Annotated in this window: 17 protein-coding genes; 9 read left to right on the top strand and 8 right to left on the bottom strand. The window is 72.7% G+C overall.

Annotated elements, in window-relative coordinates; all coding sequences use genetic code 11:
* The first annotated feature begins 155 nt into the window (after window positions 1-155).
* Window positions 156-1,979 carry an AMP-dependent synthetase/ligase gene (locus tag AB0E05_RS02780; RefSeq protein WP_361957648.1) on the top strand — a complete coding sequence of 608 codons (1,824 nt, stop codon included), beginning with the start codon at window positions 156-158 and terminating at the stop codon, window positions 1,977-1,979.
* Here AB0E05_RS02780 and AB0E05_RS02775 read toward each other — a convergent pair.
* A complete protein-coding gene (locus AB0E05_RS02775) occupies window positions 1,970-3,274 on the bottom strand; it encodes an endonuclease/exonuclease/phosphatase family protein (protein WP_361957645.1) in 1,305 nt (434 codons plus the stop codon). The genes AB0E05_RS02780 and AB0E05_RS02775 overlap by 10 nt on opposite strands.
* Window positions 3,275-3,615: 341 nt before the next feature.
* Here AB0E05_RS02775 and AB0E05_RS02770 point away from each other — a divergent pair, with 341 nt between their 5' ends.
* Entirely contained in the window at window positions 3,616-4,443 is an 828-nt protein-coding gene (locus AB0E05_RS02770) for an aldo/keto reductase (RefSeq protein ID WP_361957642.1), read from the top strand.
* 98 nt (window positions 4,444-4,541) lie between these two features.
* Complete coding sequence (locus AB0E05_RS02765; protein WP_361957639.1) at window positions 4,542-4,997, top strand: RICIN domain-containing protein; 456 nt, start codon at window positions 4,542-4,544, stop codon at window positions 4,995-4,997.
* 16 nt (window positions 4,998-5,013) lie between these two features.
* Here AB0E05_RS02765 and AB0E05_RS02760 read toward each other — a convergent pair whose 3' ends face one another.
* The 3 genes from AB0E05_RS02760 to AB0E05_RS02750 form a co-directional block, all read right to left on the bottom strand.
* Window positions 5,014-5,967: an IS481 family transposase gene (locus tag AB0E05_RS02760; protein ID WP_361957636.1), complete on the bottom strand. Its 954-nt coding sequence runs from the start codon at window positions 5,965-5,967 to the stop codon at window positions 5,014-5,016.
* Window positions 5,968-6,074: 107 nt separating this feature from the next.
* Window positions 6,075-6,986, bottom strand: a complete 912-nt coding sequence (locus AB0E05_RS02755; RefSeq protein ID WP_361957633.1) for a class I SAM-dependent methyltransferase — start codon at window positions 6,984-6,986, stop codon at window positions 6,075-6,077.
* Window positions 6,987-7,012: 26 nt separating this feature from the next.
* Window positions 7,013-7,990 (bottom strand): AraC family transcriptional regulator, encoded by a 978-nt coding sequence (locus tag AB0E05_RS02750; RefSeq protein WP_361957630.1) that lies wholly within the window; start codon window positions 7,988-7,990, stop codon window positions 7,013-7,015.
* A 103-nt stretch (window positions 7,991-8,093) separates the two neighbouring features.
* On the opposite strand from AB0E05_RS02750, the gene AB0E05_RS02745 reads away from it, so the two are divergent.
* Window positions 8,094-8,948 carry an NmrA family transcriptional regulator gene (locus AB0E05_RS02745; protein WP_361957627.1) on the top strand — a complete coding sequence of 285 codons (855 nt, stop codon included), beginning with the start codon at window positions 8,094-8,096 and terminating at the stop codon, window positions 8,946-8,948.
* Window positions 8,949-8,978: 30 nt separating this feature from the next.
* Here AB0E05_RS02745 and AB0E05_RS02740 read toward each other — a convergent pair whose 3' ends face one another.
* The 3 genes from AB0E05_RS02740 to AB0E05_RS02730 all read right to left on the bottom strand — a co-directional run bounded on the left by AB0E05_RS02740 (window position 8,979) and on the right by AB0E05_RS02730 (window position 11,894).
* Window positions 8,979-9,284, bottom strand: coding sequence for a 4a-hydroxytetrahydrobiopterin dehydratase (locus tag AB0E05_RS02740; RefSeq protein WP_361957624.1), 306 nt, complete (start codon window positions 9,282-9,284; stop codon window positions 8,979-8,981).
* A 117-nt stretch (window positions 9,285-9,401) separates the two neighbouring features.
* Window positions 9,402-10,277, bottom strand: coding sequence for an alpha/beta hydrolase (locus AB0E05_RS02735; protein WP_361957621.1), 876 nt, complete (start codon window positions 10,275-10,277; stop codon window positions 9,402-9,404).
* 60 nt (window positions 10,278-10,337) lie between these two features.
* Entirely contained in the window at window positions 10,338-11,894 is a 1,557-nt protein-coding gene (locus AB0E05_RS02730; protein WP_361957618.1) for an ATP-dependent DNA ligase, read from the bottom strand.
* 450 nt (window positions 11,895-12,344) lie between these two features.
* Between AB0E05_RS02730 and AB0E05_RS02725 the strand changes: the two genes are divergently transcribed.
* The 5 genes from AB0E05_RS02725 (at window position 12,345) to AB0E05_RS02705 (ending at window position 18,505) form a co-directional block, all read left to right on the top strand.
* Entirely contained in the window at window positions 12,345-13,571 is a 1,227-nt protein-coding gene (locus tag AB0E05_RS02725; RefSeq protein ID WP_361957615.1) for an MAB_1171c family putative transporter, read from the top strand.
* Window positions 13,568-15,034 carry a pyridine nucleotide-disulfide oxidoreductase gene (locus tag AB0E05_RS02720; protein ID WP_361957612.1) on the top strand — a complete coding sequence of 489 codons (1,467 nt, stop codon included), beginning with the start codon at window positions 13,568-13,570 and terminating at the stop codon, window positions 15,032-15,034. The genes AB0E05_RS02725 and AB0E05_RS02720 overlap by 4 nt, the downstream gene beginning before the upstream one ends.
* 1,193 nt (window positions 15,035-16,227) lie before the next feature.
* Window positions 16,228-16,746, top strand: a complete 519-nt coding sequence (locus AB0E05_RS02715) for a helix-turn-helix transcriptional regulator (RefSeq protein WP_361957609.1) — start codon at window positions 16,228-16,230, stop codon at window positions 16,744-16,746.
* Window positions 16,747-16,767: 21 nt separating this feature from the next.
* Window positions 16,768-18,255 (top strand): AMP-binding protein, encoded by a 1,488-nt coding sequence (locus AB0E05_RS02710; protein ID WP_361957606.1) that lies wholly within the window; start codon window positions 16,768-16,770, stop codon window positions 18,253-18,255.
* Between the two features lies 1 nt (window position 18,256).
* A complete protein-coding gene (locus tag AB0E05_RS02705; RefSeq protein WP_361957604.1) occupies window positions 18,257-18,505 on the top strand; it encodes a phosphopantetheine-binding protein in 249 nt (82 codons plus the stop codon).
* A gap of 80 nt (window positions 18,506-18,585) precedes the next feature.
* Here the strand turns inward: AB0E05_RS02705 and lanKC are convergent, their stop codons facing one another.
* Complete coding sequence (lanKC, locus tag AB0E05_RS02700; protein WP_361957601.1) at window positions 18,586-21,234, bottom strand: class III lanthionine synthetase LanKC; 2,649 nt, start codon at window positions 21,232-21,234, stop codon at window positions 18,586-18,588.
* Between the last annotated feature and the right edge of the window lie 7 nt (window positions 21,235-21,241).

Genomic DNA, 21,241 nt, shown 5'->3' with positions numbered 1-21,241 from the left:
GGTCAGAAGTCCGTCCGGCCCTTCCCCTTGTGCCCGGATTTCTGCGTCTGACCTGTCGTGATGCCATTCGTCCAGGCTTTTCGAACGCTCTGCCCGGGGCTTCGGCGGTGGGGTAGCGTCGCGGCGCTGTGCGGAGCGCCACGAGGAGCAGTCCATTGCGCGAGTTCACCGTCCCCCCTCTCGACGCGCCTCCGCTGGTCGGTGGATTGGCCGACGCCGTTTTCGACCGCGCCGAGCGCGACCCCGGGCGCATCGCGCTCTGCCGCAAGAACGCCGGGGGCGGCTGGGACGACGTGTCCGCGGCGGGGTTCCGCGACGAGGTGCTGGCCCTGGCGAAGGGGCTGATCGCGGACGGGGTGCGGTTCGGCGACCGGGTCGCGCTGATGTGTCGCACGCGTTACGAGTGGACGCTGTTCGGCTTCGCGATCTGGACGATCGGCGCCCAGTCCGTACCGATCTATCCGACGTCCTCCGCGGAGCAGGTGTGCTGGATCCTGCTGGACGCCGAGGTCTCGGCCTGCATGGTGGAGCACGAGGACCACGCGATGACCGTGGGGTCGGTCGTGGACCGGCTGCCGCTGCTGAAGCGGCTGTGGCAGTTGGACACCGACGCGGTGGCCCGGCTGGTCGACGCCGGTCGGCACATCGACGAACAGGTGGTGCACCGGCACCGGCGGGCGGTGACCCCGGACTCGACGGCCACGATCGTGTACACCTCCGGCACCACCGGCCCGCCGAAGGGCTGCGTGATCACCCACGCCAACCTGATGTACGAGTCCGACACGGTGACCGAGCACTGGGGGCCGGTGTTCCGCTCCCGGCCCAACGAGGAGCCGTCCACCCTGCTGTTCCTGCCGCTGGCGCACGTGTACGGACGGATGGTGGAGGTGGCGGCGGTGCGCAAGGGGGTCCGCTTCGCCCACCAGCCGGTGCTGCGGGCCCAGGAGGTGCTGGCGGACCTGGCGACCTTCCGCCCCACGTTCTTCCTCGCGGTGCCGTACGTCTTCGAGAAGATCTTCTGCGCGGCGCGGCGCCGGGCCGAGGAGGCGGGCAAGCTCGGCCCCTTCGACAAGGCCGTGGAGGTCGCGGTGCGGTACGCGGAGGCCGTGGAGCACCGGGCGTTCGGCATCGGCCCGGGTCCGTCGACGGGGCTGCGGATGCAGCACCAGTTCTTCGACCGGGCGGTGTACGCGAAGCTGCGGGCGGCGCTCGGCGGCCGGGTCCGGCATGCGATGTCCGGCGGCTCCGGCATGGACCGGCGGCTCGCGCTCTTCTTCGAGGGCGCCGGCGTCACCGTGTTCGAGGGGTACGGCCTGACGGAGACGACGGGCGCGGCCGTCGCCAATCCGCCGCGGGGCACCAAGTACGGCACGGTGGGCCGGCCGGTGCCGGGGACGTCGGTGCGGATCGCGGAGGACGGCGAGGTGTGGCTGAGCGGCCGGCAGTTGTTCACCGGCTACCACGGGGACCCGAAGTCCACCGATGCGGTGCTGCGGGACGGCTGGTTCGCCACCGGGGACCTCGGGGTGCTGGACGACGACGGCTATTTGACGATCACCGGGCGGAAGAAGGAGATCCTGGTGACGTCCGGGGGCAAGAGCCTGTCCCCGGTGGCGTTGGAGGAGCGGGTGCGCTCCCATCCGCTGGTGGCGCAGTGCCTGGTCGTCGGCAACGACCGGCCCTTCGTGGCGGCGCTGGTCACCATCGACCCGGAGGCGGTGGAGCACTGGCTCAGGATGCGGCGCAAGCCGGCGCCGCCGCCCGCCGAGTTGGTGCGCGACCCCGAGTTGGAGTCCGAGATCCGCCGCGCCGTGGTGGCGGCCAACACCACGGTGTCGCAGGCGGAGTCGATCCGCACCTTCCGCATCCTGGCGCACCCCTTCAGCGAGGAGCACGGGCTGCTGACCCCCTCGCTGAAGCTGAAGCGACGGGCGATCGAGGAGGCGTACGCGGCGGAGGTCGACGCGCTCTACCGTTGACGGTCGGCGGCGGCCCGGCCTGGCTCGTCGAGCGCGGCGGCGACCAGGTCGTGGATGAAGGTGTCGCCGGCGTCCCGGTTCTCCTTGAGCCGTTCGAGGTCGTCGACGCCGAACCAGCGGTACGCCGTGTGCTTCCCGGCCTCCAGCACGGGCCGCTCCAGGTCGCCGGCGACGTCCACGACGAAGTCGGCCTCGTGGCGCAGCCCGTCGCCGTCGTCGCCGGTCCAGGTGGAGACGCCGACCAGCCGCCGTACCCGCCGCAGGTGCCAGCCGGTCTCCTCCTCGACCTCCCGCGCCAGCGCCACCAGCAGGTCCTCGCCGACCTCGACGTGTCCGCCGACGACGTCCCAGGAGTCGGGGAAGAGCCGACGGTCGGGGCCGCGCTTCTGGGCGAAGACCTCGCCCCGCTCGTTGCGGATCAGGGCGCCCACGGCCCAGCGTTCGCCCTCCTTCGGCTGCGGCAGCTCCACGTCCGGGTCGACGGCGTGGGAGGTGAGGTCGGCGACGACCGCGGCGTGGTCGGAGGGCCAGACCTCGTCCACGGGGCCGTCACCGGCGCGGCGCACGGCGTGGACGCGGCCGAGCCCGCCCGGCCCGGTCAGCCCCACGTGGACGTAGTCGACCCGGGAGCTGAGGGGGAAGGTGCGGGCGACGTACGGATTGGCCGCGTCCCAGGTGGCGGCCGGGGCGTCCGGCGCGGCGTGCTCCCAGGCGTCCAGGAGGACCTGTCCGCCCGCCGCCGGCGCGGTCCGGTAGCCGCCGAGCAGCCGCATCTCGTCCGAGTCGGGCAGGGCGTTGTGGTCGCCGGTCACCACGGGCGGGAACGCGTGCCCCCGAGCGCCGCGCGCCACGAAGGAGGCGAGCGCGGTGACCTGTTCGCACCGCACGGCGGACTCGTGCGGGGCGGAGTTCAGATGCGTGGTGAAGAAGGGCAGCGGGCCGGTGGGCGCGTCCAGCAGCGTGTGGAGCACGATCCGGCCGTCGTCCTGCCCGCCCGCGGCCGGCAGCGGCAGCACCTCGCGCGTCAGGACGGGCCAGCGGCTGAGCACGGCGAGCCCGACGTCGTGCGTGTCGTCGCCGACGCGTCGGTGCCAGCGGTCGGGCCGCCGGTACGGCTCGGCGGCGACGTGCATCCCCAACCGTTCGGCGAGCCGGTTCGCGAGGCCGTCGCCCGCCTGGTCGAACCAGACCTCCTGGAGGCCGACCACGTCCGGCTGCGTCCGTTCCAGGACGCGCGCCAGCGCCTCCCCCCGCCGTTCCCACGGCCCGAAGCGCCACCACACGTTCCACGTCATCACACGGATCATGCTTCGCACCCTGTCAGAGCCCCGCCGCGGGCCCCACCGGTTTCGCGTGATGCCCGCCGGTTCGGGAGCAACAAGGGCTGGTCCACGGGCGGATCGTGCCCGCGGATCGAGGCGTCATCACGCCAATGTGACCCGGCGGGGCGTCACGACCGGGGGCGCTGGGAATGCCGTCGAGCAGTTGATCGTTTTCCATGGACCTGTCCGGGCACTTCAGGTCCGCGGGCGAATGCGGGCGGGCGCGGGTGTGCCCCGCCGCGCGAGCGCCGCACCGAGCGCCCGTCCGTACGGCAAGCCCAGATCTCCCACGACCAGGTAAGGACACACCCCACGTGAGCACCGTCCCCTCGATCACCCTCAACAACGGCGTCTCCATGCCGCAGCTGGGCTTCGGCGTCTGGCAGGTGCCCGACGACGAGGCGACGGCCGCGGTCACCACCGCCCTGGACGCCGGGTACCGCAGCATCGACACCGCCGCCGCGTACGAGAACGAGAGCGGCACGGGCCGGGCGCTCGCCGCCTCCGGGATCCCCCGCGAAGAGCTCTTCGTCACCACCAAGCTGTGGAACAGCGACCAGGGGTACGACCGCGCCCTGCGCGCCTTCGACGCCTCGCTCGACCGGCTCGGCCTGGAGTACGTCGACCTGTACCTGATCCACTGGCCGCTCCCCCACCGGGACGCCTACGTGGACACGTACCGGGCGCTGGAGAAGGTCCTCTCCGAGGGCCGGGCCCGCGCCGTCGGCGTGTCGAACTTCCTCCCCGAGCACCTGGAGCGGCTGGTCGAGGAGACCTCCGTCGTGCCCGCGGTCAACCAGATCGAGCTGCACCCCCAGTTCCAGCAGCACGCGACGCGCGAGGTGCACGAGCGGCTGGGCATCGCGACCGAGGCGTGGTCGCCGCTGGGCTCGGGCAAGGGACTGCTGGAGGCGCCCGCGGTGGTCGCCGTGGCGCGCAAGCACGAGCGGAGCCCGGCCCAAGTGGTGCTGCGCTGGCACGTCCAGTCGGGTCTGATCGCGATCCCCAAGTCGGTCACCCCGTCCCGGATCAGGGAGAACCTCGCGGTGTTCGACTTCGAGCTGGACGCGGACGACCTGGCGGCCTTCGCCGCGCTCGACGAGGGCCGGCGGCTGGGCCCCGACCCGGCCGTGTTCGGCTGACCGCCCGCTCCGGCCCGGTTGTCGGACCCTTCTCGTACGATCGATCTTCCCGGCGCCCCCAGCGCCGGCGGCACGGCACGGACGAGGAGTGCGGGACGTTGAGCGGGGCTATCACACCGGGTCGCTATCTGGTGCGCAATGTCGGCAGCGGGCTGGTCCTGGAGGTGTACGGCGGCGCCAGGGGCAGCGGCGCCGTGGTCCAGCAGGCGAAGGAGACCGGCGAGCCGGCCCAGCAGTGGCAGATCGACCCCGTGCCGAACGGCAGCGGGCTGTACCACTTCGTGAACGTCGCCAGCGGCAAGCGCCTCGACGTCGCCAATGCCGCCACGGAGAACGGCACCCGCATCCAGCAGTGGCGGGCGAACAACTTCGGCGCCCAGGAGTGGATCGTCGAGCAGCACCTGGACGCCCCTGGCACGGTCGCCATCGTCAGCTTCATCAGCGGGCTGCTGCTGGAGGTCGTCGACGGCTCGCCCGACGAGGGCGCCCGCCTCCAGCAGTGGGAGGACCTGGACACCCCGGCCCAGCAGTGGCGGCTCGAACCGTCCCCGTGAGCCGGGGCGACACACCCTAGGTGTGTTGTTTGGTGAGGTTGGTGACGCGGCTGGCGGGTGTGTGGCCTGCGATGCCGGTGTGGGGTCGGTGGTAGTTGTACCAGTCCAGCCAGTCGGTAAACGCTGCCTGGCGCTCGCTGTCTGAGGTGTAGGGGCGGGGGTAGGCCCATTCGTCGAGCAGGGTGCGGTGGAAGCGTTCGACCTTGCCGTTGGTCTGGGGTCGCCAGGGCTTGGTCCAGCGGGGGCTGATGCCCAGGTCGGTGCAGGTCTGGCGCCAGGTGTTCTTGCTGTAGGCCCAGGCGTTGTCGGTGAGGACGCGTTCGATCGTGATGCCCCGTTCGGCGAACCAGGTGGTGGCCCGGGTGAGGAAGCCGGCGCAGGTGGCGGCCGTTTCGTCGGGCAGGTCTTCGGTGTAGGCGAGGCGGGTGTGGTCGTCGAGGGCGGTGTGGAGGTAGGCCCAGCCGGTTCCGGTCCTGTTGCGTCTGCCTTCGGCCCGGCCGAGGGCTTTGTGTCCGCCGCCGTCGGGGATGCGGCCGAGTTTCTTGACGTCGATGTGGACCAGTTCGCCGGGGCGGGCGCGTTCGTAGCGGCGGACGGGTTGGCCGGTGGCGCGGTCGAGTGCGGTCAGGGGCGGCATTCCGTGCCGGGTGAGGATGCGGTGGGCGGTGGACGGGGCGATGCCGCAGCGGACGGCCAGCCGCAGCGGGCCGATCCGGTGCTCGCGTCTGAGGCGTAGGACCTGTTCTTCGACCTCGTCCGGGGTGCGGCGGGGCTGGCGGTGCGGACGGCTGGAGCGGTCACCCATTCCGGCGGTGCCGAGGTCCCGGTAGCGGGTCGCCCAGCGGGCGGCGGTGGTATGGCTGACCTGGAAACGTTCCGCGGCCCGGCGCACAGGCCAGCCGTCGTCCACGACACAGCGGGCCAGGCGAAGCCGTCCGGTCTCGGTCAGCGGGGCGTTACGGTGGGACACAAGGGCCTCCGGGGCTGGTGCAGATGTCGCAATCCACACCAAAACCGGAGGCCCTCACCCGTTCAAGCACCCAGCACGCGTGTCACCAACGTCCCGGGACAACACACCTAGACGCGCCGCGCGGTGTGCACCGTACGGGCCGCCAGCAGGAAGACGTCCGAGCGGTTCAGCACGCCCGCCGGGTCCTCGGGGTCCGCCAGCCGGTCCAGGACGGCGAGGTCGTCCTCCTTGAGGAACTCCTCGCTGCCGCCGCGCCGGTGGGCCAGGTTGACGGCGAGGTGCTCGCGCACCTGCGCGGGGGCCGGCGCCGGCAGGTCCAGCAGGAAGGACCGGGCCCCGGTCGGGTCGAGACCGGCTGCGCCCAGCAGCGCCCGCCAGTCCTCGACCTCCTCCTTGGTGTCCGGCAGGGACGCCCGCATCGCCTCGAAGCGCTCTGCGTTCGCCGCGTCCAGCCGGACCTCAAGACCGGGGCGCCCCATGCCGATGACGCGCGGCAGGTGACGCGCCGGCAGACCGCCCTCCACCAGGGCGATCACCCCGCCCGGACGCAGCAGCCCGCCGAGCCCCGCCAGCGCGGCGCGCTGGTCGCCGACGTGGTGCAGGGAGTCGCCGGCCCAGATCAGATCGGCCGTGCCGAGGGCGTCGAGCCCGTCGGGCAACTCGGCCTCAACCGTGTCGAAGCGCCCGCCGTACCCGAGGCGCTCGGCCCGGGCCCGGGCCTGCGCCAAGAGCTCGGGCGTCGCGTCCACGGCCACGACCTCCGCGTCGGGGAACGCCTCGGCGAGCAGCCCCGCGATCACTCCGGGGCCGCTGCCGACGTCCAGGATCCGGCGCACCCCCGACGCCGGGGCCAACTCGCCCAGCCAGGCCGCGGCCTGCCGGTAGAGGGGGGCGTACACCTCGGCGCCGCGCTCCAGGAGCGGGCCCATCGTCGCCCAGTCCAGGTGGCCGGCGTCGCCGTGCGTGTGGTCGTGCTGGTGGTGGTGGTGCGGTGCGTGGTGCTCGTCGTGTCGGGTCATGGCCACAGGGTCACCCGTGACGGCGATCAGAGCGAGGATTGTTGCTGTTGCGGCAAAACGAATGTGCCGCCCGCGCCAACCGTTCGATGTTCCTGGGGGCTGACTCCGCGGACCCGCTTGAAGGCCGCGCTGAAGGCGAAGGCCCCGCCGTAGCCCACCTTCCGGGCGATCGCCTCCACGGTGGCGTCGGACTCGCGCAGCAGGTCGGCGGCGAGGTCGATGCGCCAACGGGTGAGGTACGCCATCGGCGGCTCGCCCACGAGTTCGTGGAAGCGCCGTGCCAGGGCCGCCCGGGACACCCCGCACTTCGCGGCGAGCGAGGCGACCGTCCAGGGGTGTGCCGGGTCGTCCTGGAGCAGCCGCAGCGCCCGGCCCACCACGGGGTCGCCCATGGCCCGGTACCAGGCGGGGGCGTCCGCCTCCGGCCGGGAGAACCACGCCCGCAGCGCCACCACCAGCAGGAGGTCCAGGATCCGGTCCAGCATCACGCTCTGGCCCGGGTCGTCGCGCCCGATCTCCTCCTCGAACACCGGCAGCAGCGGACAGGCCCACTCGTCGGCCCGCAGGTGCACCAGGTCCGGCAGGGCGGCCAGCAGCCGCCCGCTGACCTCGCCGGCCATCGGGTACGTCCCCACCTGCATCACGGCCGAACCCTCGGGGTCGTTCCCCCAGGCGCGCACGCCCATGGACATGCGCTCCGCCAGCGGCTCGCCGCTCAGGGTGCGGCAGTCGCCGCCGGGGCCGACCAGCGCCGTGGGCGCGGTCGTCGGGCTGTCGGCGATGGTGTACGGGGCCGGTCCGCGGGCGATCGCCACGTCACCGTGGCGCAGCAGCACGGGCTCCCCCGCGTCCGGGACGATCCACGCCTCCCCCTCCGTCATGCACATCAGCGCCAGCGGAGCCCCGTCCGCGACGCGCACCGACCACGGCGGCGCCATCACCATCCGCAGCAGGAAGGCGCCGCGGGCCCGGGGGCCGTCCAGCAGTCCGGCGAGTACGTCCATGGCGCCCAGCGTACGGGCCCCGCGCCATGGGCTGAGACGTACACGTATGGCATTGAGCCTGTGGAGCATGGAGCGTCCACGCCCGGGCCGCCAAGCTGGAGGCATGACAGAGCACACGACTTCCCCCACCCGCACCACGACGGCTCCGAGCGGCGACCTCACCGTGCTGGTGACCGCGGCCACCGGCAAGACCGGCCGGCGGGTGGTCCCCCGGCTGACCGCGCGGGGAATCACCGTGCGGGCGGGCTCGCGCACCGGTGACACCGTCTTCGACTGGCAGGCGCCGGACACCTGGGCGCCCGCGCTCCAGGGCGTGCAGCGGGCGTACGTCAACTACTACCCCGACCTCGCGGCCCCCGGCGCGGTGGAGGCCATGCGCGCCTTCGGAGCGACGGCGGCCAAGAGCGGCGTCAGCCGCCTGGTGCTGCTCTCCGGGCGGGGCGAGCCGGCCGCGGTCGCCGCCGAGGCGGCGCTCGCGGAGTGCGGCGTCCCGCTCACCGTGGTGCGCGCCAGCTTCTTCGCCCAGAACTTCAGCGAGGGCCCGATGGCCGAGGGCCTGGGCCGCGGCGAGATCGCCTTCCCCGCCGGGGACACGGCGGAGCCGTTCATCGACGCGGAGGACCTGGCGGACGTGCTGGTCGCGGCGCTCGTGGAGGACGGCCACGAAGGGCGTACGTACGAGGTCACCGGGCCGCGCCCGATGACCTTCGCCGAGGTCGCCGCGGAGGTCTCCAGCGCCCTGGGCCGGGAGGTCCGCTATGTGCCGGTGCCGGGCGCCGCGTACCAGGCGGCCCTTCAGGAGGCGGGCCTTTCGGAGCCGGAGGCGATGTGGTTGACCGACCTGTTCACCACGCTCCTCGACGGGCACAACGCCTCCAGCACCACCGGTGTGCGCGAGCTGCTGGGCCGCGAGCCCGGCGACTTCGCCGCCTTCGCGCGGCGCGAGTGGGGCGAGTGAGCGGAGCGCCGGCACCGGGCGGACGGCCCGTCAGGTCGCGTCGTGGGACGGCGCCGCACGCTGGACGCGCTCCGCGAGGGCCACGTCCCGGTCGGTGAGCGCACCGCCCGCGTCGTGGGTCTGCACGGCGACGCCGACCGTGCGGTAGCCCAGCGTCAGGTCCGCGTGGTGGTTCAGCTCGTCCTGGATGACGGCGACGTGCTGGACGAAGGCCGCCGCCGCGAGGTGCGAGGCGAGGCCGTAGCTGCGGGTGAGGCGGCCGTCGACGACGGACCAGCCGGGGAGTTCGCGGAGGTGTTCCTCAAGCTGCTGCGGGGAGAGCGGCTGCGCGGGCATGGCGGACGTTCCTTTCGCGTACACGGAAGCACGGATGCGGGACACCCCTTAGCGTGCCTCTTCAGCGCCCGCCCCGCCCGCTCTCCCGCCACGCCGCACGGCGCCCGCGCCCCCGCGTCACCGGGCCGGCCGGACGTGCCCCAGCAGGGTGCCGAGGATCTGCGGGGCGTGCGTCCACAGGACCGCGCCGCCGGCGCCGGGGACGAGGTGCCGCACGGCCCCGGGGATGCGGGCCGTCAGACCGGCGCCGTGGTCCGGGGAGTGGCTGCGGCCCTCCGTGCCGTACCAGACGTCCACGGGGATGCGGATCGCGGCGAGGTCGATCCCCCACCGCCCCATGGCGAGCACCGTGTCCCGGGCGTAGCCCCCGGCCCCCTGGGCGAAGGCTTCGGCCAGTGCCCGGCGGTAGGCGGCGGCGAAGGTCTCCTCCCCGTAGACCAGCAGATCGCACTGGGGGCTCCCGCCCCTCACCAGGTCCAGCATGTGCTGGGGCGTGAAGTCGGCGAAGACCGCTTCGGCCGCATCGGGGTCCCGTACGGACAGGTCCACCAGGTGCCGCAGCTCGGGCGGGAGTCCGTCGGCGAAGCGGGGGTCGGCGATCTCGTCGGCCGCCGCGACCAGGGCGAGCGCGCCGACCACGTCGGCGGCGGCGCAGGCCAGGGAGAACGGGGCGCCCTGGGAGTTCCCGACCGCGGCCGGTCGCCCGAGCCCCCGGCGGGCGGCGAGCACGCGGACGTCCGCGGCGAAGTCCGCGAGGGTGCGCCCCGGCATCGGGGTCGAAGCGCCGAGCCCCGGCCGGTCGACGGAGACGAGTCGGACGTCGAGCGCGGTCAGCGCGTCCGCCCCGAAGCCGAGGCTGCGCCCGGTGGCCGCTCCGGGACAGAGCAGCACGGGCGTGCCGTCGGCCGGACCCCACTCGGCCCAGCCGAGCAGCCGCCCGTCCGGCAGTCGTTCTTCCCCTGTGCGCGCCGGGGCCGCGATGTACGTCGTCACGCCCTCATCCTGGCCGCGAAGGCCATCGGCGGCGTACCCATTTTTCGGCGTTCCACCTGCTCAGCGGTTGGACGGTGCACCTTGGAGGCCCGTCAGCACTCGCTCGACGGGGTCCGCCTCGTGCGCCTGTTTGTCGGGTCGGTGGCGTACGACGCGGGCGAAGCGCAGCGTCACCCCGGCCGGGTAGCGCGAGGAGCGCTGGATCCCGTCGTAGGCGATCTCCACGACCAGTTCGGGCCGTACCCGGACCGTGAATCCGTCGTCGGACACGGCGAGTTCGCCGAGCCGTCGGGTCTGCCAGCGCAGCATCTCGTCGGTGAGCCCCTTGAACGTCTTGCCGAGCATCACGAAGGAGCCGTCCGCGGCCCGGGCCGCGAGGTGGAGGTTGGACAGCAGGCCGGTGCGCCGGCCGTGGCCCCATTCGGCGGCGATGACGACCAGGTCCAGGGTGTGCACCGGTTTGACCTTCAGCCAGGCGCGGCCCCGGCGCCCTGCGACGTACGGCGCGTCCAGCGCCTTGACCAGGACGCCTTCCTGACCGCGCGCCAGGCTGCGGGCGAGGAAGTCCTCGGCGGCGGCGAGCTGCGCGCCGTCGGCGGGGTCGGTGACGACCGTGCGGCGCACCCGTAGTTCCTCGGGCACCAGACGGGCGAGCGCGGCGTGGCGTTCGGCCCCGGGCAGGTCGAGGGTGTCGGTCCCGTCGACGGCGAGGACGTCGAAGAAGACGGGCGTCACGGGCAGGGCGGCGCGGGCCGTCGCCACGTCCGTGCGGGAGCCGACGCGGGAGGCGATCTCCTGGAAGGCGACGGGCCGGCCGTCCCGGTCCACCGCGATGACCTCGCCGTCCAGCACGAACCCGTCGCCGGCGAGCGCCCGCGCCGCCGCCACGACCTCCGGCAGGCGGTCGGTGATGTCGTCGAGGGAGCGGGTGTGGACCCGCACCGCGTCGCCGTCGCGGTGCACTTGGACACGGATGCCGTCCAGCTTCTCCTCCACGGAGCAGGCGGTGTCGAGGGTGCGTACGGCCTCGGTGACCGAGACGGCGGTGTGCGCCAGCATCGGCAGTACGGGGGTGCCGACGCGCAGCCGGAAGAGGCTCAGCGCGGCGGGCCCGTCGGCGCGCAGGGCGGCGGCGACGCGCGGCAGCGAGCCGTCGAGCATCACCGCCCGGCGCACCGCGGCCGGCGCGGCGCCGAAGGCCCGGGCCACCGCCTCCAGCGCGACGGCGTCGAGGGCGCCTTGGCGGACCTCGCCGAGCAGCAGCCCGGTGAGCAGGTGCTGCTCGGGCGCGGTGGCGGCGGCCAGCAGCGCCCGGACCAGCCGTCGGCGCTCGCCCTGGGCGCCCGCTCCGGCGACGCGGGCGAGCGCGTCCAGTGCGGCGGCGGTGTCGGCGACGGTGAGCGTGGCGGACCCGGCGGGCGGCGGCGGGTCCTTGAGGGTGCTCCAGCCGACGCCGATGCGGCCCTGCGGGAGCCGGCCGGAGAGGTAGGAGATGGCCGGGCCGAGGTCTTCGGGCGCGGCGGCGGCGAAGACCTCGGCGAGCAGGGCGGTCTTGCGCGAGCGCGCGGATGCGGCGGCCACGTCCCGGGACACTTCGGCGAGCCGTGCCAGGAGCATGCGGCCATCGTGCCCCGGACGGCCCGCCCCCGCACCTGCTGCGGGCGGTCCGGACGGGCCGGCACGGGGCCGGAACGGGGCGCCGCGAGGGCCCACGCGGCGCCCTACGCGGGACTTCTTTTGCACACGTGTACGAAGTACGGTGGCACGATCGCACGGCCGGCGACGGTCTCGATGCGGCGCGTACGGGGGAGTTGAGAAGGCGCGCGGACCCGAGGGGGCCGCGCAGGTGACCGGGTCCGCATCGGTCGACAGGGGGCGTGGTGCAGTGTGCGACGGAACCCGAGCAGTGCGCCGAGCGCGTCTCGACGGGCGCCTGATGCGGCCCGTTCCCCCGCCGTCGTCGGCGGCCGACCGCAGCGGGCGGGCTGAGCGCTCCCTGCGGGCGGACGGTGCGGGCCCCCGGTCGGACCGGCCTCGTATGACGACGACACCTGGAGCCCGTTCCGTATGGCCACAGACCTGACCATGCTGGTGCCCGGCGCCCTCCTCCTCGGGGCGTTCTTACTGAAACTGCCCGCGCTGCACCGCAACCGCGGGGACGCCCTGCTGCGCTGCGTCTGCGTGTTGCTGCTCCTCGCCAGCCTGGTGTTCCTGTTGGGGATGGTCCCGGTGATCGCGGCGGTCAACCGATTCGTCGGCGTCCCGAACGCCGCCGCGCCGCTGGTGTACGCCGTGCTGTCGGCGTTCTGCGGGACGTGCATCATCCTGGTGATCATCTGGCGCGGGGGCGTCACCGAGCGCACCCGGCGGGCGACGTGGGCGTGCTCGCTGGCGTACGGCGCCGTGTGCGTCGCGCTGTTCGTCCTCTTCGCGCTCGGGGACGCTCCCGACGAGCGGCTGCGCGACCTCGACACGTACTACGCCACCACGCCCTTCATCCGCGAGATGATCGTCCTGTACCTGCTCGCGCACACCACGGCGGCCGTGGTGATGACGGTGCTGTGCTGGCGCTGGTCGCGCCGGGTGAGCGGGGTGCTGCGGGTCGGGCTGGTGCTCATCGTCGTCGGGTACGTCCTGAACACCGGTTACGACGCGGCCAAGTTCACCGCCGTCGGCGCCCGGTGGGCCGGGCACGACCTCGACTACCTGTCGACGCACGTGGCCCGGCCGTTCGCGTCCGCGTCCGCGCTGCTGATCGGCGTCGGGTTCGTCCTGCCGCTGGTCACCGAGCGGGGGGTGATCGAGTGGCGCACCGCGGTGCGCCACCGACGCCTCAAGCCGCTGGCCGACCTGTTGGCGGGGGCGGGGGCCGCCGGTGCGGCCCGGGCCGCGATCGGCCCGCTGGCCGCCCTGCAACTGCGGCTCACCCAGCGCGAAGCCTCCATCCACGACGGGCTCATCACCCTGCGCCCCTACTTCGACGCGCAGGTCCACCGGCAGGTCCTCGCGCGGGCGCTCGCCGCCGGCCACACTCCCGACGTGGCCCGGGCCGCCGCCGACGCGGCCATGATCGCCGCGGCCGGCGACGCCCGGGACGCCGACCCCGACCGCACCGCCGTCGACCGGGACGGCCCGGACGACGCCGGTGGTGCACCGCCCGTGCTGCCGTCGACCGGCGCTGACGACCTGGTGCGGACCTCGCTCGTCCTGGACCGCTGCCCCCTGGTCCGGGAAGCACTTGTCCACGAAGCGGGTCGCCGCAGGGCGGCCATGTCTGAGAGCGGCAATCCATGACCGAACCCTTCTCGTCCCCCCGGCCACGAGGCCCCCGCAGGGCCGTGATCGTCGGCGGGGGGATCGCGGGCCTCCTCGCCGCGGCTGCGTGCCGGGCCTTCGTCCAGGAGGTCGTCGTCATCGAGCGGGACGTCCTGCCGGACCGACCGGCCCCCCGCAGGGGACTGCCCCAGGCCCGCCACGCCCACATGCTCTGGTCGGGCGGCGCGGACGCGATGGAGTCGCTGGCGCCGGGCCTCACGGGCACGCTGCTGGACGCCGGGGCGCACCGGATCCCGCTGCCCACGGGCATGGTGTCGCTCTCCCCGGGGGGCTGGTACCGGCGGTGGCCGGAGTCGCACTACATCCTCGCGTGCAGCCGGGACCTGCTCGACTGGGCCGTGCGCGACCGGGTGCTGCCGGGCGGCGGGATCACCGTCCTCACGGGGACGGAGGCGGTGGGTCTGACCGGTGGCGCCCGCCGCGTCGACGGGGTGTGGATCCGTGAGGACGCCGGCCCGGCCCGGCGGATCTGCGCCGATCTGGTGGTGGACGCCGCCGGGCGGGCCTCGCGCGCGCCCCGCTGGCTCACCGCGCTCGGCGCCGGACCGGTCCGCGAGATCACCGTCGACGCCGGCGTCGCGTACGCCAGTCGGATCTACCGCGCGCCGAAGGGCGCCGACGAGCACTGTCCCGTCTTCACGATCCAGGCCGATCCGCGCCGCGGCGGCCCCGGCCAGATCGCCACGATCATCCCGATCGAGGACGGGCGCTGGCTGGTGAGCCTGTCGGGCACCCGCGGGGGCGAACCCAGCGCCGACGAGGCCGCGTACCTCGACTTCGCCCGCGGGGTGCGCCACCCCCTGGTGGGGCAGCTCCTCGCGCACGCGGAGCCGCTGAGCGACATCGCGGTGACCCGCAGCACCGTCAACCGCCGTCGGCTGTACGAGCGGGCGCGCAACCTGCCGGACGGCTTCGTGGCGATCGGTGACTCCGTCGCCGCCCTGAACCCCGTGTACGGCCACGGCCTGTCGGTGGCCGCGCTCGGCGCGGTCGCACTCCGCCGCGAACTGCGCCGCGGGGGCGTCACCGCACCGGGCCTGACCCGGCGGATCCGTCGCACGGTCGCCCGGCCCGCGGGGGTGGCGTGGGGGCTCGCCACCGGTCAGGACGTCTTCTACCCCGGCGCCGTCGGTCGTTCCCCCAATCCGGTGGACCGGCTGGTCAGCCGTTATGTGAACCGCCTGGTGGAGACGTCCACCGGTTCGTACGCGATGGCGAAGGCGCTCACGGACGTGATGACACTCCAATCGGGCCTCGGCCGACTGGTCCGCCCCCGCGTCCTGATGTGCGCGGCCCGCGGCCCGCTGCGCCCGCGGTTGGCCAAGCCGCCCCTGACGGACCGTGAACTCGGCTTCCTGGCACCGACGAGCCTGGCCGCACAGCTCGGTCAGGATCCAGCGTCACGGCCCGCGGGCGGCTGACGGAACCGAACGCCACGGGCCGAACTCGCCGGAGCCCGGCGCCACCGTCACCGGCCGGCGTCCGCCCACCGTCGTACCCGTGTCAGCGTCGCGGTGGCGCTGTATTACCGGGGGATTTCATGTGCAGGACCGCGCCAGTCACACGTCACCGAGCGAACAGGTGCACTGTCGCGCCCACCTGCCCTCCGGGCCGCTTCCCACCCGACGCATGATCAATGAGTACACGGTGCACAACCGTTTGCACGGAGCATGGATCACTCCTTCACCTGGCTCCACTGTTGTGCCATCATGAAACAGCAGGTCGAATAACCGGATCCGTCGGGCGATGCGTCCGCATCATTCTCTCGCGGTCAGTAAGTGGCTCAGCCCAAACGGGGAGAACGGCGCTCCTGGATCTCCCCGCCAGTACCCGCCCGGGTGGCCGGATTTCGTTGTTTCGGAACTTCGCCGTCTGGTGCCACCCAACGTTCGACCTCATGATCAAGCCAAGCAAAGCCGCACCATTGGGCGTTCTGCCATTCCTTTGGAACGCCTGGGGGAAATCAGAGGGGATGGTTTTCGACTTGACTGGCTTATCACAGCCCGATTGCGGAGGAGCCCTGGTGACAGCACCTCCCTCAACTCGTCCGAGGTACGACACGGAACGAGCCAAGGCCCGAGCCAGTACGGTCGCAGAACCCGAGCGAGCACGGACATACGCCTCGCCGCGTCCACTCTCGTGACCCACCACGACGTGAACAAGCGGCCTGCGACGTCCCGTCCTGGGCGACAACGTACGGACTGAGTTTCCTCAGCTCCTCGCCCTACGAGACGCGGACGGTCCGCCTGCATCCGCCGAGCATCGGGCGTCAAACCGGGCGACCTCTGTTTCTTTCCCGTCACGGTAGCCCTCCTGCTCGGCCCTCTCCTGCGCAAAATGCCCTCCCGGCGCACGGCGTCAACCCCCGCTACGGGCCCGGAGTAGGTCTCGTGCTGCCTGTTCGCCCGTTTCTCTTCACGGCCGTCGATGGCCACGAACCACACCGATGAAACGAGGAGGAGAAATGCATGACTTGTTAGTGAAAGAATGTCACCCCCGGGGGAACCCCAAGGGGTCATCCGACAACAGATCCGGCCGAAACCTGTTGCGGAGAAGAATGCAGGAGATCGGCCGGATGGCTCTCAGGGAATTGCGTGCCGTTGTTCCGCACGATATGACGGCGCCTCTCCTCGAAGCACGGCCACGCCACGCGGACTTCGCCGCCCGCGTCGTCCACGACGGAGGCGGCTCCTCCGACGAGTCCCGTCGTCGCGCGTCCACCACGTCCCTGCCGGGTGCAGACGTCCGGCGCGCCCTGGCGGCGCCTATCACCCTGGTGATAGCCGACCGCCGGGCGGTACTCCTGTCACTCCCCCTGGGGCGGAACACCAACCCGGGCATGCTCTTCACGACTGATCCGGACCATCTGGCGTGGGCCCTGAGGGCCTTCGAGGACGTGTGGTCCTGTACCGAGGGGGCCGGGCCGAACGAGGTCCGGGGGGTCCCCCGTCGTCAGCGGATACTCGACCTCCTGGCCCAGGGCATGACCGACGCCACCATCGCCAAGCGGCTGGGCATCGGAGAACGGACCGTCCGTCGCGAGGTGACCGAGCTCATGAAGGCCGTGGGAGCCACCACCCGCTTCCAACTCGGTCTGCTGGCGCACGGCCTCGATTCCTCGTCCTTCGCCTGACCCGCCCTGAGGAGACGACCGTTGACCGATCAGCAATTCGTTCATGCCGTCTTGAGCCACTGCAAGGGACAGCCGAACGCACCGGCCCTGGTCTGGCGTGGCCACACCCTGACCTACGGCGACCTGGGCAGAGCCGTGGCGAGGGCACGCACGACGCTCGACGCCCTCGGCGCCGGCGGGTACGTGGGCGTCCACGCCGCCCACTCCCCCGCGACACTCGCCCTGATGATCGCCTGCATGTCCGCAGGGCGGCCGTTCGTGATACCGGCGGTGGACCTGCCCGAGGGCGACCTGCACCAGTTGCTGGCCCAGACGGGGTGCGACCGACACCTCCGAGCAGAAGCCGGACCCGGTGCGACCGACGTCGAGGTGGTCTCAGCGCCGGTCGACGGCCGTGGCCCGACCACACCCCCGTCAGCCGTGACGCCCCTCTTCCTGCTGACCACCTCGGGGTCCACCGGACTGCCGAAGGTCGTTCCGGTCCTCCCCGGCGCCGTCAGCCGCTTCGCCCACTGGGCCGCCGAACGCTTCGGAATCGGACCGGGAGTCAGGGTCCTCAGCTACGCACCGCTCAACTTCGACCTGTCCGTCCTCGACGTATGGACGACCCTCGCCAGTGGCGGCTGCGTCGTCCTGGTCGACCGGGACAGGGCCGCCAGCCCGAGATACCTGCTGGAACTCGTCACGGCCGCCCGCCCCGACATCGTCCAGGCCGTGCCCATGCTCCACCAGATGCTCGTCGACACCGCCCGGGTCTCCGGGGTCCGGCTCGGCTCCGTCACGCGCCTGCTCTACAGCGGCTACGCCATGCCCGACCGCGTCCTACGACAGTTGCCCGAGGTCTTCCCGCGGGCCAGGGTCTTCAGCGTGTACGGCTGCACCGAGATCAACGACGCGTTCGTGCAGGAGATCGACCCGTCGACGTACCAGGAGGGTCCGGTACCGCTGGGTGACGCCCTCCCCGGGGTCCGCTGGCTGATCTGCGACGCCCGGGGGCGCGCGCTGCGAGGCCCCGGCGTGGGAGAGCTGTGGGTGGCCACCCCGTTCCAGACCCCCGGATACGTCGATCAGCGTTTGGACGAGGGACGGTTCGCCGTCCACCCGGACGGCCCCCCGGGCCTGCGCTACTTCCGCCCGAGGGACCTCGTCCGACGGCACGAGGACGGCACGCTGACCCTGGAGGGACGCACCGACTTCCACGTGAAGGTGCGCGGCGTCCAAGTCAGCACGGAAGGCGTCGAGAAGACGATCCTCCAGTTGGAGGGCGTGATCGAGGCAGCGGTGGTCGCCGTGCCCGACGACCGCACGGGCAACCGCCTCCAAGCGGTCGTACGGGTGGGCAGCGACAGTGGACTCGACACTCTGGCGGTCAGGCAGTACTGCACGACCAGGCTCCCACCGGCGGCCCGTCCCACCTCCGTACGGCTGACGCCCGTACCCCTGCCCCGGACGGAGTCGGGGAAGATCGACCGACGGGTCCTCGCACGGGCGGCGCGGGGGGACGGGTGACATGGACCGGTTGACCGCGATCAGGGAGTTCGTCACGGCGGAGTTCCTGCCAGAGCTGACGCCCCAGCAACTCGACGTCGACTACGACCTCGTCGACTCCGGCGTCATCGACAGCCTGGGCCTGTACGTGGTCCTCGCCTGGCTCAACACCGAGTACGACCTGAACGTCCACGACGAGTCCGTCCAAGCCGTCGATCTCCGGTCGGTCTCGGCCATCGTCGAGTTCGTCGAACGCAGCAGGGGCCGCTGACGGAGTCAGCGGCCCCGACGGTCGGGAAGGGGGCGCAGTCCAAGGACTGCGCCCCCGCTTCGCGTGCGATCACACCCTCGTCACCGCACGGTGGCGGCGCTCCCGGCGCTCTCCGTCCCGGCGTCACCTCGCGGAGTGAAGAACGGCAGGAAGGGGGCGTCCGGGCGGGTGGCCGTGCCGACGGCGAGCAGCACCCCCGCCGTCCCGGTGGCGAGGTCCATGGAGAGCCGGAACCCGAGGCCACCGGGGAACGCCAGTTGTCCGTGGTACGAAATGGCGTGCCAGGTCAGCCGGTCCAGGTGCCGCGCCACCGCTGCTGCACGGTCCGGCAGCTGTGCCCGCTCCCCCAACCGGGCCACGGTCGCGAGCATGCCCGCTCGGCCGTGGAACAGGTCCGGCTGGATGACGAAACTGCGGACGCAGGCCAACGCGAGGTCCGGCAGGGATTCCAGGATCCGGTCGTCCTCCACCCGCCGCAGCAACTCGTCACAGACCAGCGCGATGCCCGCGCTCCCCACTTCCAGGTAGCCCAGGGTCCGGCGCCCCCGCTCCTCGACCTGCAACGTGCCGTCCTTGGTCCGCACGCACTGGTCGAGGTCCCGGTGGACGGCCCTCACCGCGAGGTCCAGGAACTCCTGCTCCCCCGTGTCCTCGTGCAGGCGCAGCAGGGCCAGCGCCACGCCCGACCAACCACGCATGAGGCCCGCGTCGACCGTTGGGGCCGCCCCCGCCGCCGGGCGGCCGTTGACTCGCCGGGCGTCACCGGCCCGCACGGCGTCCGCCAGCCGCTCCCCCATTCGTGCGGCGAGCTTCTGGTGGGCGGGCTCGCCCGTGCGCCGACCGAGGTGACCCAGGCACAACGACAGCCCGGCAAGACCGGAGAAGAGCCCCATTCCCAGCCCGTCCGTACGGTCGGGGCGGGCCCGCTCCAGCGCGTCGGCCGCCTCGTCCGCATACCCGAGGTGGTCCAGCGCGTACGCGACCCCCGCCGCACCGTCGTAGAAGCCGGGACGCGGGGCACGCGCGGCGCGCATGCCGTCGACCAGCCAGCGCTCGTGGTCCGGGCAGCGGCCCTGACCGGTGACGGAGAGCGCCCACAGGACTCCCGCGGCTCCGTGGGCGAGACCGAGTCCACCGCTCAGGAACTGCTCCACGTCGCCGGGGAACAGCCGGTCCTTCCGCTCCGGAGAGGCCGACCGGTGGACGGCCCCGGCCATGGAGGCACGTGCGGCGGCCCAGTCGATCGGTTGGGAGTCGAGGTCGACGCCCAACGGTTCGCTCCCGGCCGGCCCCGACGTGTCGGGCAGGGGCGCGAGTTCGGCGCGCACCCTCTCGGCCCAGCCCGCCGGCACGGGGAAGTTGGCGCGTACGACGTCGACGAACTGGTGGACCTTGCGCGGCTCCAGGGCCAGGATCCGGTTCAGGTTGAGGAACAGGGCGAGCCGCAGGGCGGCGAGCCCGTGCAGGTCGCGTCGGACACCGGTCTTGTCGGCACGGGTGAACCCCGTGGCACCGAGGCCGGGCAGCCAGTCGTCCTTGGCCGTGTCGAAGGCGAGCTCGAAGTCGATCAGGGAGACGCTGTCGTCCGGGTGGACCAGCACGTTGCCCAGATGCAGGTCGCCGAAGACGACACCCCTGGAGTGGAGTTCCCGGATCATCGCCTCGACTCGGTCGCAGACGGCCATCGCACGTTCGGTGAACTCGGCCAGCTGCTCCTCCGTCGGCTCTGCCTGGGTGACCCAGGGGTGGTTGGCGCCGCGCCAGACGTGGAGGTTCGGGCCCTCGACGTACTCCTCGACGATGAACTCGTGCCCGCCGACTTCGAAGTGGTCGTACAGCGCCGGCACGCCGGGGACGCCGGCCAACTTCTCCAGCGCCCACCTCTCACTGCGCAGGCGGGCCACGCCGTCGTGGTGCTTCTCGTCCAGGCCGGCGTGCGGCCGGGCCTCCTTGAGCACCACCTGCACACCGTCCGTGAGGCGGGTGGCGAGGTACACGCCGCCGGCGTTCGAGAAGTGGAGCGTCTTCTCCACCCGGTACGGGTGTTCCCCTCCGCCACCGGCAGCTCTCGCCGCCAACTGCGGCTTGAGGAACTCGGGCATCTCCACCCACGACGGCGGGGAGAAGACCGGCCCCCGACGATCGGGCACCAGCGTGCCGTCGGGTCGCCTGATGGCATGCACGGTCGCGCCGGACGGATCCGTGCAGTGCATCTCGACGAAGGCGCCGTACCGCACGTACAGCGGTCCGTCCTCCCATCGCAGGTCACTGAGGATGTACGGCCCCTGCTCGCCCGCCAGCAGTGTGGCGAGGTCCTCCAGCAGCTGCCGGAGTTCCGCCTCGTCCGCCGGGTAGATGGTGATCATCTTCCCGCTCGCCCCGCGCGGCGCGTACTTCGCGTTCAGGGCCAACAGCATGTTGCGATCGTGCAGGTGCTTGAAGGGGATGCCCCGGGTGGTGCAGTAGTCCCAGACGGTGGAAGCGATCCGGTCGGCGTTGTCGAGCGTCGCCGACACATGGACCTTCCAGCCCTGCTCCGCACTGACGTACCCGTCGGGGCGCAGCGACACCCAGTAGGAACGATAGCGACGCACCCATCCCTCGGGGGCGGGGAGCCGCTGCACGGCGAGCTCCGGATCGGCCAGCCGACCGGGCCCGGACCGCCACCGCGAGACGTCCTCGAAGAAGACCGGATCAGCGAAGCAGTAGACCTGTCGTAACTCAAACATGCGTGTC

This window comes from Streptomyces sp. NPDC048057, assembly GCF_040653095.1.
Lineage (GTDB): Bacteria > Actinomycetota > Actinomycetes > Streptomycetales > Streptomycetaceae > Streptomyces.
Note: the sequence above shows the minus strand (reverse complement) of the source record. Positions and strands in the feature narration are given on the sequence as shown.